Annotated in this window: 13 protein-coding genes; 2 read left to right on the top strand and 11 right to left on the bottom strand. The window is 71.1% G+C overall.

Features of this window, described 5'->3' with window-relative positions; translation table 11 throughout:
* Positions 1-214, top strand: a 214-nt coding sequence (locus VLF38_RS17190; RefSeq protein ID WP_325272461.1) for a helix-turn-helix domain-containing protein, incomplete at its 5' end; no start/stop codon positions are given.
* A gap of 166 nt (positions 215-380) precedes the next feature.
* Here the strand turns inward: VLF38_RS17190 and VLF38_RS17185 are convergent.
* From VLF38_RS17185 to VLF38_RS17150, 8 genes are all read right to left on the bottom strand, one after another.
* The gene (locus VLF38_RS17185; protein WP_325272460.1) at positions 381-1,046 is read right to left on the bottom strand and encodes a hypothetical protein; all 666 of its coding nucleotides are present in this window, start codon (positions 1,044-1,046) and stop codon (positions 381-383) included.
* Between the two features lie 70 nt (positions 1,047-1,116).
* Positions 1,117-1,335, bottom strand: a complete 219-nt coding sequence (locus VLF38_RS17180; RefSeq protein ID WP_325272459.1) for a hypothetical protein — start codon at positions 1,333-1,335, stop codon at positions 1,117-1,119.
* Between the two features lie 124 nt (positions 1,336-1,459).
* A complete protein-coding gene (locus VLF38_RS17175) occupies positions 1,460-2,167 on the bottom strand; it encodes a hypothetical protein (RefSeq protein WP_325272458.1) in 708 nt (235 codons plus the stop codon).
* Positions 2,164-2,373 (bottom strand): hypothetical protein, encoded by a 210-nt coding sequence (locus VLF38_RS17170; RefSeq protein WP_325272457.1) that lies wholly within the window; start codon positions 2,371-2,373, stop codon positions 2,164-2,166. Before VLF38_RS17170 ends, VLF38_RS17175 begins: the two co-directional genes overlap by 4 nt.
* Positions 2,374-2,580: 207 nt before the next feature.
* Entirely contained in the window at positions 2,581-4,566 is a 1,986-nt protein-coding gene (gene acs, locus VLF38_RS17165; protein ID WP_414689421.1) for an acetate--CoA ligase, read from the bottom strand.
* Positions 4,567-4,705: 139 nt separating this feature from the next.
* Entirely contained in the window at positions 4,706-6,334 is a 1,629-nt protein-coding gene (locus tag VLF38_RS17160; protein WP_325272455.1) for a cation acetate symporter, read from the bottom strand.
* A 1-nt stretch (position 6,335) separates the two neighbouring features.
* On the bottom strand, positions 6,336-6,677 hold the full coding sequence (locus VLF38_RS17155) for a DUF485 domain-containing protein (protein ID WP_325272454.1): 342 nt from the start codon (positions 6,675-6,677) through the stop codon (positions 6,336-6,338).
* Positions 6,678-6,847: 170 nt separating this feature from the next.
* Positions 6,848-7,399 (bottom strand): TetR/AcrR family transcriptional regulator, encoded by a 552-nt coding sequence (locus VLF38_RS17150; RefSeq protein ID WP_325272453.1) that lies wholly within the window; start codon positions 7,397-7,399, stop codon positions 6,848-6,850.
* Positions 7,400-7,458: 59 nt separating this feature from the next.
* Between VLF38_RS17150 and VLF38_RS17145 the strand changes: the two genes are divergently transcribed.
* Positions 7,459-8,619: a lipase family protein gene (locus VLF38_RS17145; protein WP_325272452.1), complete on the top strand. Its 1,161-nt coding sequence runs from the start codon at positions 7,459-7,461 to the stop codon at positions 8,617-8,619.
* Positions 8,620-8,685: 66 nt separating this feature from the next.
* Here the strand turns inward: VLF38_RS17145 and VLF38_RS17140 are convergent, their stop codons facing one another.
* From VLF38_RS17140 to VLF38_RS17130, 3 genes are all read right to left on the bottom strand, one after another.
* Positions 8,686-10,194, bottom strand: a complete 1,509-nt coding sequence (locus VLF38_RS17140; RefSeq protein ID WP_325272451.1) for a cation acetate symporter — start codon at positions 10,192-10,194, stop codon at positions 8,686-8,688.
* Positions 10,191-10,577 (bottom strand): hypothetical protein, encoded by a 387-nt coding sequence (locus VLF38_RS17135; RefSeq protein WP_325272450.1) that lies wholly within the window; start codon positions 10,575-10,577, stop codon positions 10,191-10,193. The genes VLF38_RS17140 and VLF38_RS17135 overlap by 4 nt, the downstream gene beginning before the upstream one ends.
* A 5-nt stretch (positions 10,578-10,582) precedes the next feature.
* The coding region (locus VLF38_RS17130; RefSeq protein ID WP_325272449.1) for a LytTR family DNA-binding domain-containing protein at positions 10,583-10,978 on the bottom strand (396 nt) is incomplete at its 5' end.

The raw sequence follows: 10,978 nt of genomic DNA, 5'->3' as shown, positions 1-10,978 counted from the left end.
GCTCGACCTCGCCGACCGCTTCGGCCGCACCGCCGACGACGGCGTCCACGTCCACCACGACCTCACCCAGGAGGAGCTCGCCCAGCTGGTCGGCGCCTCCCGCGAGACGGTCAACAAGGCGCTCGCCGACTTCGCCTCGCGTGGCTGGCTCCGCCTCGAGCCGCGCTCCGTGGTGATCATGGACATCGAGCGCCTGGGTCGCCGCGCCCGCTGATCTTCCATTCGTACGCCGACGGCCGCCGCCCTTCCGGGTGGCGGCCGTCGGTGCATTTCTGGTCGCGTTCCGGCTGTCGGGTTTGGTGCGTGCAGCACGCAATGGATGCGTGGTGGACGCACCAGATGGAGAGTCCCCAGGCTGCCAGCCAGCCTTCAGCCAGCCCTCAGCTCACACGCACCAGGCTCTCGAGCACGAGTCCGTCTCCGAGCGCGTCGGCAGAGGCCGCCAGCCGCGACCGGGCCTCGTCCGAGAGGTGGGGGAGCGCCCGCAGCAGGCCGGCCCACGCATCCTTCGCGGAGGCGGTGCGGAGCAGCCCGTCGAGGCGTTCGTCGGGCAGCACCTCGACGACGTCGGCCAGCCGCGCGGGGTCGGTGAGGCAGAGTCCGGTGCGCAGCAAGGTGGCGTCGTCGAGGGACTCCAGAGCCGCGGCGACCATCGACAGCGGCATGTCTGCGACCAGGTCCGCCATTGCCAGGTAGTAGTGCGCCTGCGCCAGATGACGCGCTGCCGCAGCGACCACGTCGACAGGAAGGCCGGCGAGCAACGCACCGGCCTCGCGGGGGTCGAGGTGGGGAGCGAGCTCCGCGAGGTACGCCGGCGTGAGCCGTCCGGCGAGGTCAGCGGCCTGCGCGGGGCCGAGGAGACCGGCCACCCGGGCGGCGAGGGATGCGGGGAAGACGGCCTCGGCGATCCGTGCGGCGATGGCGCCCGGCAGCAGGGCGGTCGCTGAGGCGATGCCCGCGACCTGGGAGCGATCAGCGTCGAAGAGCCGCTCGGTCACCTGGTCGCGGAAGGCCCGGAGCGTCTCCGCCGGCAGTTCGGCAAGCATCGCGAGACGCTCGGTGTCCACACGCAGCAGCCGGGCCAGCCGGACCAGTCGCCCTGCTGGTCGAGGCTCGTCACAGTCCCACCGCACGGCGTACGGCGGCACGCACCGGCCGCGGGACCACCGCGAGTGCCTCGTCGAGCGAGGCGTGGAGCTCGAGTCGCTGGGTCTCCTCCGCGGTCGTGACCAGGAGGGCGAGCTCGGTGAGCAGCTCGTCGGACAGCTCCTCCAGTCCGGCGGCGGGCGTGGCGTGCAGGGCAGTGCCGAGGGCGTCGAGGCCGGGCGTGCTCATGGGTCTCCTTCGGGCGCGGTCGCGGAACCTGCCGCGGTCGCGCTTCCGGTACCCGAAAGCGGTGCCTTCAGCACGGCGGAGGAGGTGCCCGCGTGTCGCCCCGGCTCAGGAGCTCAGCGACCCCTCAGCGGAACACAGCCTTGAAGGCCTCCGACAGCCGCTCGCGGCCGTCGTCGGAGAGGTGGGGCCTGGCGCGCTCGACGAGATCGTGCGCCTCGAGCCGTCCGACGGTCTCGGCGATGCCCGGGAGACGCTCGGCGGTGATCAGCTCGAGGATCGCGGCGAGGCGGGCCGGGTCCTCGATCACCTGGCCGGTGCGGATCAGCGCCTCGTCGGAGAGGACCCCGAGCGTGCGTCCGATCTGCTCCAGCGGCAGCACCGCGACGAAGTCGGCCATCGCGATGTACTCGCCACGCTCACCCAGCAGCTCGCCCGCGTCGACGAGGAGCTGCGGCGGGAGCTGGTGGAGGATCGAGGTGACGCGGCGGGGGTCGAGCTTCGGAGCGAGGTCGGCGAGGAAGGTCACCGGCACTCGACTGGCCAGCGAGACCGCAGCGTCGGTCTCCATGACGCCGGCGACGCGGGCGGCGAGCTGCGGCGGGAACGCCGCCGTCGCGATCTTCGCGGCGACCGCACCGGGCACGATCTTCGTCGTACGGGCCAGACCCAGGAGGATGTCGCGGTTGGCGTCGAAGAGGCGGTCGGTCAGCCTGTCGCGCAGCTCCTTCAGTACGCCGGCCGGCTGTTCGGCGAGCATCTCCAGCGCGTCCTCGGAGCAGCCGAGCAGGGAGGCCAGGCGCGTGATCTCGACGCGGGTCTCGGTGGTGCTCACAGGCCGACCACCTTGCGCACGGTGCCGCGCAGCGGACGCGGGACGATCTCGAGCGCCTTGTGCAGCGAGGCCTCGAGCTCCTCGCCCTGCGCACGACGGGCCTCCTTGATCAGCTCGGCGAGCTGCTCGGTGTCGGCCTCGGACAGGGTGAGGCCGGCGGGCGGCTCGGCGCCGAGCTGGTGGGCCAGTGATGCTGCTGCACTCATGTCTCTCCTCCATACGCAGCCTGCGGACGAAGACCTAACGAGACAACGCGTCCAAGGTAATGAGATCTGCGTCTCGCAGGGGCGCCGAAACCCGCGACTGAACGGGCCACGACCCGGGACTCAACGGACCGCGACCCGGGGACCCGACGCGCCAAAACCCGGGTTCCGGCAGACCAGAACCCGGGTTCGGACGCGTGAGGGGAAGGGTCAGTCCTCGGTGGAGGTCGCCTGGCCGGCGGCGATCAGGTCCATGATCCCGGCGTCCGCGAGGGTGGTGGTGTCGCCGACGGCGCGGTTCTCGGCGACGTCGCGGAGCAGGCGGCGCATGATCTTGCCGGAGCGCGTCTTGGGCAGCTCCTGCACGACCATGATCTGGCGCGGCTTCGCGATCGGGCCGATCTCGGAGCGCACGTGGTCCGAGAGCACCTTGGCGATGTCGGCGCCTCCGTCACCCGCGGACTCGCGCAGGATGACGTAGGCGACCGGCGCCTGGCCCGTGTCGGGGTCGGTCGCTCCGACGACCGCCGCCTCGGCGACCATCGGGTGCGACACCAGCGCCGACTCGATCTCGGTGGTGGAGAGGCGGTGGCCCGAGACGTTCATGACGTCGTCGACGCGGCCGAGGACCCAGATGTCGCCGTCCTCGTCCTTCTTCGCGCCGTCGCCGGCGAAGTAGTAGCCCTGGTCCTTGAAGCGCGACCAGTAGGTGTCGACGTAGCGCTCGTCGTCGCCCCAGATCGTGCGCAGCATCGACGGCCACGGGGAGGTGACGACGAGGTAGCCACCCTGGCCGTCGCCGACCGGGACACCCTCGTCGTTGACGACGTCGACCTCGACGCCGGGGACGGCGAGCATCGCCGAGCCGGGCTTGCCGGCGGTGACGCCCGGGAGCGGCGTCATCATCGTCGCGCCGGTCTCCGTCTGCCACCAGGTGTCGATGATCGGGGTGCCCTCGCCGCCGTTGCCGGAGCCGCCGATGACGGTGCGGTACCAGACATAGGCCTCGGGATTGATCGGCTCGCCGACCGAGCCGATGACACGCAGCGAGCTCAGGTCGTGCGACGCGGGCACCGTGTCGCCCTGCTTCATGAACGACCGGATCGCCGTGGGGGCGGTGTAGAAGAGCGAGACCTTGTAGTCCTGGATGATCTTCCACCAGCGGCCGCGCTCCGGGGCGTCCGGCGTGCCTTCGTAGAGCACCTGCGTCGCGCCGTTGGCCAGCGGGCCGTAGACGATGTAGCTGTGGCCGGTGACCCAGCCGATGTCCGCCGTGCACCAGTAGACGTCCGTCTCCGGCTTCAGGTCGAACTGCGCCCAGTGCGTGTAGGCCGCCTGGGTGAGGTAGCCGCCGGTCGTGTGCTTGATGCCCTTGGGCTTGCCGGTCGTGCCGGAGGTGTACATGACGTAGAGCGGGTGCTCCGCCTCGAACGCCTCGGGGGTGTGCTGGTCCGACGCGGTGTCGACGGTCTCGTGCCACCAGTGGTCGACGCCGTCGTTCCAGGCGACGTCCTGGCCCGTGCGGCGTACGACGAGGACGTTCTCGACCTGGCCGTTGCCGAGCTTGACGAGCGCGTCGTCGACGGCCGGCTTGAGCGCGGACGCCGAGCCGCGGCGGTAGCCGCCGTCGGAGGTGACGATCAGCTTGGCCCCGCAGTCCTCGACGCGGGCGGCGAGTGCCTCCGCGGAGAAGCCGCCGAAGACGACCGTGTGGATCGCGCCGATCCGCGCCGCGGCCAGCATCGCGACGATCGCCTCGGGGATCATCGGCATGTAGATCGCGACGCAGTCGCCGGCGCTGACGCCGAGGGACTCGTAGGCGTTGGCGGCCTTGGAGACCTCGCGCTGCAGGTCGGCGTAGGTCAGGTCGCGGGTGTCGTCGAGCGGCTCGCCGACCCAGTGGAGCGCGACCTTGTCGCCGTTGCCGGCCTCGACGTGCCGGTCGACGCAGTTGTACGCCGCGTTGAGCTTGCCGTCGGCGAACCACCGGTAGAACGGCGGGTTGGAGTCGTCGAGGACCTCGGTGAACGGCTCGGCCCAGGTCAGCCGCTGCGCCTGCTTGGCCCAGAAGCCGAGGCGGTCGGCGGCGGCCTCGTCGTAGTCGGCCTGCGTCACGTTGGCGGCAGCCACCAGAGAGGCCGGCGGCGCGAACGTGCGCTTCTCGTGCAGGAGGTTGGACAGGGTCTCGTCGGACATGGTCGCTCCGGTGGTCATCGCGGGTGTCGGTCCTTTGTTCTCGAAGCCTAGGGGGAATGTGGTCCGGGCCACAGAGGGGTCGGTCCACGATGGTGGACCGGGGGCTGCGACCACGTTGCAGTCGCAGCCCCCGGGGTTCTCAGTGCTGGACGGCACCCTCGGCACCGGCGCCGGTGAGCGCGCGGACCTCGAGCTCCGTGTAGCGCTCCTGCGCTGCCGGCTCCTTCGAGGTGACCGAGCCGAGCCAGCCGAGGAAGAAGCCCAGCGGGATCGAGACGATGCCGGGGTTCTCCAGCGGGAACCAGGAGATGTCGATGCTCGTGGGGAGCAGCGAGAGGTTCTTGCCGGTGGCGTCGACGCCCTTGCCCGAGACGACCGGCGAGAAGATCACCAGGCCGACCGCGGAGATCAGGCCGCCGTAGATGCTCCAGACGGCGCCGCGGGTGTTGAAGCGCTTCCAGAACATGTTGTAGACGATCGCCGGCAGGTTCGCCGACGCGGCGACTGCGAAGGCGAGGGCCACGAGGAAGGCGATGTTGAGCTTCTGCGCCGGGATCGCGAGCAGGATCGCGACGAGGCCGATGCCGGCCGCGGCGTAGCGGCTGACCCGCAGCTCCTCCTTCTCGGTCGCCTGGCCCTTGCGCCAGACCGAGTTGTAGAGGTCGTGCGCCACGCTGACGCTGGAGGTCAGGGTGAGGCCCGCGACGACCGCCAGGATCGTCGCGAAGGCGACCGCGGCGATCAGGGCGAGCAGGATCGCGCCGCCCGTCGTACCGGCGCCGCCACCGACGGCCTCGGCGAGGAGCGGGGAGGCCAGGTTGCCGCCGGAGGACTTGACCTCCGCCATCTCGTCACCCTTCAGCAGGGCCGCGGCACCGAAGCCGAGGACCAGCGTGAAGAGGTAGAAGGCGCCGATCAGGCCGATCGCCCAGAGCACCGACTTCCGCGCGTCCTTCGAGGTGGGCACGGTGTAGAAGCGGGTCAGGATGTGCGGCAGGCCGGCGGTGCCGAGGACGAGCGCGATGCCGAGCGACAGGAAGTCGATCTTGGACGTCGTGGTGACGCCGTACTTCAGGCCGGGCTCGAGGAAGGCGCTGCCGTGGCCGGACTGCGAGGCCGCGGTGCCGAGCAGGTCGGAGAGGTTGAACTGGAACTTCGCCAGCACGAGCACGACGATCAGCGCCGAGCCGGTCATCAGCAGGACGGCCTTGACGATCTGGACCCAGGTGGTGCCCTTCATGCCGCCGACGGTGACGTAGAAGATCATCAGCGCGCCGACCGCGACGATCGTGAGGTTCTTGACCATGCCGGAGTCGATGCCGAGGAGCAGGGTCACCAGCGCGCCCGCGCCGACCATCTGCGCCAGCAGGTAGAAGATCGACACGACCACCGTGGAGGTGGCGGCCGCGGTGCGGACCGGGCGCTGCTTCATCCGGTACGCGAGCTGGTCGGCCATCGTGTAGCGGCCGGAGTTGCGGAGCACCTCGGCAACGAGCAGCAGGGCGACGAGCCAGGCGACGAGGAAGCCGATCGAGTAGAGGAAGCCGTCGTAGCCGTAGAGCGCGATGGCGCCGGAGATGCCGAGGAACGACGCGGCCGACATGTAGTCGCCGCCGATCGCGAGGCCGTTCTGGAAGCCCGAGAACGAGCGGCCGCCCGCGTAGTGGTCGCTCGCACCGGACGACGTACGGCTGGCGCGGATGGTGATGCCGACCGTCAGGCCGACGACCGCGAGGAAGAGGATCGTGGTGAGGAGCTGGTGGTCCATGTCAGCGCTCCTCCTCGTAGCGACGGTTCAGCTCGGCGGCGAGCGGGTCCAGCTTCGCCGTGCTGAAGCGCGAGTAGAGCCACGCGAGGCCGAACGTCGTGGCGAACTGCAGCAGGCCGAAGACGAGGGCGACGTTGATGTTGCCGACGAGCTTGGTCGACATGAGGTCGCCGGCCCAGTTGGAGAGGACGACGTACAGCAGGTACCAGACGAGGAACGCGACGGTCGCCGGGAAGGCGAAGCCGCGGTAGCGCGAGCGGAGCTCGGCGAACTCCGGCGTCGCGTGGAGCCGGTCGTAGACCGGGTCGTGCCGGTCCGCCTGCTCGTGGACGGGGCTGCTCATGGCGGGGCCTTTCGTGACAGGTCACGGGGTGACGGGGCTGATGTCGTCACTGTGGCCACGGTCACATCCGGTCCGGGAGCCCTCTGGCCGGTCCGTGCGCTCGATGGACGCCGCGCTGCGGCGAGCGGTCGGTACGCCGCGACGAGCGGTCGTCGGGCGAGCGGGGCTGGCTAGCGAGTCAGGTCGTCGACGAAGTCGGCGAGGAGTGCCAGCGCGTCCTCGATCCGCTCGCGGTCCCCGCCGCACAGCGCGTCGATGACCAGTCCGCGCACGGCGGCGACGACGAAGGTCGCGGAGGCGAGTGCGTCGCGCTGGGACCGTCCGGCTGCGACCAGCTCGGCGGCCAACGGTGCTGTCCACCCCTCCGAGACCCGTGTCAGGTAGGTCCGGTGCTCCTCCGGCGACCGGAGGGCGACGCTGAGCACCTCGTAGAAGACCGGCCAGGTGGACACCTGCGGATGGGTCAGGAGTGCGGCCCAGGTCGCCCGGAGCCGCTCCGTCGGGGCGGTGTCGACGGTGGGCGCGGGGCCGGTCGGGATCCGGGACGACAGGCGTTCGAAGACGGCGGCGAGCAGCTCGGTGCGCGACCCGAAGTGGTGGGTCAGGGTGTTGTGGGCGACGCCTGCCGCTGTGGCGAGGGTGCGGATCGACGCGCCCTCGAGCCCGTGCTGCTGCACGTGGTCGGTGAGCAGCTCGAGCAGCTCTTCGCGACGGTCAGCCATGGACGTAACCTTCCCAGACAGGCGTCGTTGTACGACTGTACAAGACAAAGGAGCCCCTCATGCTGAAGCGCCTCGTGGCCGTCATCGCCGGCGCGATGACCGTCGTGACCCTCCATCTCCCCACGGCGAACGCCGACACCATCACCCGTCCGCGCGGTGCCGTGGTCAAGGTCGAGCAGCTCCCCACGAGCCGCTGGATCCCGGGCACGCGCGCGGCGTACAAGCTCACCTACGTCACGTCGAACACCTTCGGGCAGAAGGCGTACTCGACCGGCACCGTCTTCATCCCGCGCGGCACTGCCCCCGTGGGCGGTTGGCCCGTGGTCTCGTGGGCCCACGGGACGTCGGGCATCGCCGATGCCTGCGCCCCCTCCCGCACCGGCCCGTCCCTGCCGGAGCGCGACTTCGCCTATCTGGGCACCTGGATGAAGCAGGGTTACGCGATCGTCGCCAGCGACTACGCCGGTCTGGGGACGCCCGGGCTCCACGCCTACCTCGACGGCAAGACGGCGGCGCACAACATCGTCGACATGGTGACCGCGGGCCGCGGTTTCGCCTCCTCACGCCTCCCCGCGAGCATGCGGCTGGCGCGCAAGTGGGTCACGATCGGCCAGTCGCAGGGTGGCGGTGCCTCGATCTACACCGCCCGCTACGCCACGCAGTACAGCGGCACGGCACTCTCCTACCGGGGCGCGGTCGGCACCGGGACCCCGGCCAACATCGAGAAGCTCCTGCTGGCGCTCGGCCCGAAGGTTCCGCCGGTCCCCGCGCTGCCCCAGGGGATCACGTCGTACGTCGCCTACATCATGGCGTCGCTGGAGTACGCCCGGCCCGCGCTGGGGATCGGCAAGGCCCTCACGCCCACCGGTCGAGAGTTCGTGGAGAAGGCGAAGCGCCTGTGCGTCATGGACCTGGAGAAGGCCGTCGCCGGAGCGAACGTCGGCGACTGGTTCAACCGGCCGCTGGCACTGATGCCCGGTTATGCGAGCACGCTCAGGGAGTACATGGCGATGCCGGAGTCCGGCTTCGACAAGCCGTTCTTCATGGGCCATGGCCTCCTCGACACCGACGTGCCGATCGTTGCCACGCTTCCCTACGTCGCGGTCCTGACCCTCAACCGCCAGCCGGTGACGTTCCGGACGTACCCGACCGATCACAGCGGCACGATGCTCGCCTCGCTGCCCGACTCGGTCCCGTTCGTCGCGCGGCTCATGCGCTGAGCGGCAACGTCATGGGAGGTGGTCGTTCCAGCGGCCAACTCCCATGACGTCCGGAGCCCCGGGGAGTCAGCCGCGGTCGAGCTCGACAGCCTCGGGGGTGTGCAGGCGGACCAGGAACCGCCGGGTGTGCGCGGGGACCGTGGCGGCGGTGGCGCGCGAGACGACCACCATCGTCAGGCAGGCGAGCGGCACCGACCATGCCGCGGGCTGGCCGAGCAAGGCGTCGACCCAGCCGCCGTAGGACGCGTCGGCCAGCGTCCAGACGGTGCTCGTGACCGAGCCGACCCCGCCCACCAGGAGGCCGGCCAGGGCACCGGCAGCAGTCAGGCCGCGCCACCAGATGCCGAGGAGGAGCAGGGGCGCGAAGGTCGACGCGGCGACAGCGAAGGCGAGCCCGACGACGCGGGCGACGGCCACGTCCGGCGCGACGAGCGCCGCTGCAGCAGGCACCACCACCGCCAGCACCGCGCCGAGCCGGAAGGCGGTCACCTGCGACCCCGCGCGGCGGACCAGACGGCCGGTGACGTCCTGGCTGAGGACGCCCGCGACGGCGATCGACAACCCCGACGACGTCGACAGGAAGGCAGCGAAGGCTCCTGCCGTCACCAGTCCGGTCAGCAGGTCGGCACCCATCCCGGACAGCATCAGTGAGGGGAGCTCGAGGACCACCGTGTCGCCGCGGCCCGACGCCGCGAGGTCGCCGGCGTAGACGCGTCCGAGAGCGGCGTAGACCGGTGGGAGCACGTAGAAGAGGCCGAGCAGGGCGAGCACGAAGAGCGTCGTACGCCGGGCGGCGCGGCCGTCGGGGTTGGTGTAGAAGCGCACGACGACGTGCGGGAGACCCATCGTGCCGAGGAACGTCGCGAGGATCAGCGACCAGGTCGTGTAGAGGCCGATGCCGCCGCCGTCAGCCAGGGGAAGGCTCCAGGCGCTGTCGGAGATCGGAGCGGCGCCGGGGCGGCCGTCGCCCATCCAGACCGCAACGAGCACGGCAGCGGGGAGCAGCAGTGCGGCCAGCTTGAGCCAGTACTGGAAGGCCTGCACGAAGGTGATCGACCGCATGCCGCCGGAGCTGACGTTGGCGAGCACGACGACCGCGACGACGATGGGGCCGACCCACTGCGGTGCACCCGTGGTGGCCGCCAGGGTGACGCCTGCGCCCTGGAACTGGGGGAGCAGGTAGAGCCAGCCGATGCCCACGACCATCGCTGAGCAGAGCCCGCGGACCCGACGCGAGCCGGTGCGCGCCTCGGCGAAGTCGGGGAGCGTGTAGGCGCCCGAGCGGCGCAACGGCGCCGCGACCAGGACGAGCAGGACGAGGTAGCCGGCGGTCCAGCCGACGGGATACCAGAGCATGTCCGCGCCGAAGACGAGGACCAGTCCGGCCACGCCGAGGAACGACGCGGCCGAGAGGTACTCACCACCGATCGCGCTCGCGTTGAGGCCGGGACGGACCGTCCGTGAGGCGACGTAGAAGTCGCTCGTCGTGCGGGAGAAGCGGAGCCCCCAGGTGCCGATCGCCAGCGTCGCCGCCGAGACCAGGAAGACCGCGACGATGCCCGGAGCGCCGCTCACAACTCCTCCGTCGACGCACTCACGAGCGCGGCGAAGTCCGCCTCGTTGCGCTCCGCCCGCCGCACGTAGAACCATCCGAGCGCGAGCAGGAACGGATAGGCGAGGACCCCGAGCACCCACCACGCCACGGGTACGCCGAGCGTGCGGTGCGCCGCCAGGTCGGGCCACAGGTGGAAGAGCAGCGGCACGCTGCCGAGCACCCCGAAGAGGATGGCCAGCACCAGCACGGCCAGGCGGAGCTGCTCGCGTAGCAGTGAGCCGAGGTAGATCTCGCCGACGGGGCTCGCTGCGTCGATCTCCCGCGTCCGGGGGAGCGGAGGGCGCCGGGCCGTGCGACGGTCGGGCCCGGTGACCCGGACCCGCTGCGGCGGCTGCTCGTCCATGCGCGCTAGCTCCGTGGAGTGCGACGGGTGAGGAGCTCGCGCAGCTCGCGGGTGTGGCGACGGCTGACCTGGAGCGGCACGTCGCCGACCATGACCGTGCAGCGGCCCTCGTCCATGCGGACCTCGCGGACGTGCGCGAGGTTGACCAGCAGCGAGCGGTGGATCCGCACGAACCCGGCGCCCGCCCACTCGTCCGCGAGCGTCGTGAGTGGGGCCCGGAGCAGGTGGCTGTCAGCTGCGGTGTGGAGGCGCGCGTAGTCGCCCTGCGCCTCGACGAACCGCACGTCCGCGCGGCGGATGAACCGGGTGACGCCACCGCGCTCGACCGCGATCTGGTCGTCGACGGCCTCGGTGGGACGGGCCGTGGCGTCGACCAGGCGGCGTACGGCCTCGGCGAGCCG

The organism is Nocardioides sp., from assembly GCF_035481145.1.
Classification (GTDB): Bacteria; Actinomycetota; Actinomycetes; order Propionibacteriales; family Nocardioidaceae; genus Nocardioides.
Note: the sequence above shows the minus strand (reverse complement) of the source record. Positions and strands in the feature narration are given on the sequence as shown.

Bases quoted from the DNA above. Each gene is read 5' to 3' on its own strand.
- VLF38_RS17185 (WP_325272460.1), bottom strand. From the start codon at position 1,046: ATGCTTGCCGAACTGCCGGCGGAGACGCTCCGGGCCTTCCGCGACCAG.
- VLF38_RS17180 (WP_325272459.1), bottom strand. From the start codon at position 1,335: ATGAGCACGCCCGGCCTCGACGCCCTCGGCACTGCCCTGCACGCCACG.
- VLF38_RS17170 (WP_325272457.1), bottom strand. From the start codon at position 2,373: ATGAGTGCAGCAGCATCACTGGCCCACCAGCTCGGCGCCGAGCCGCCC.
- acs (WP_414689421.1), bottom strand. From the start codon at position 4,566: ATGTCCGACGAGACCCTGTCCAACCTCCTGCACGAGAAGCGCACGTTC.
- VLF38_RS17160 (WP_325272455.1), bottom strand. From the start codon at position 6,334: ATGGACCACCAGCTCCTCACCACGATCCTCTTCCTCGCGGTCGTCGGC.
- VLF38_RS17155 (WP_325272454.1), bottom strand. From the start codon at position 6,677: ATGAGCAGCCCCGTCCACGAGCAGGCGGACCGGCACGACCCGGTCTAC.
- VLF38_RS17150 (WP_325272453.1), bottom strand. From the start codon at position 7,399: ATGGCTGACCGTCGCGAAGAGCTGCTCGAGCTGCTCACCGACCACGTG.
- VLF38_RS17145 (WP_325272452.1), top strand. From the start codon at position 7,459: ATGCTGAAGCGCCTCGTGGCCGTCATCGCCGGCGCGATGACCGTCGTG.
- VLF38_RS17135 (WP_325272450.1), bottom strand. From the start codon at position 10,577: ATGGACGAGCAGCCGCCGCAGCGGGTCCGGGTCACCGGGCCCGACCGT.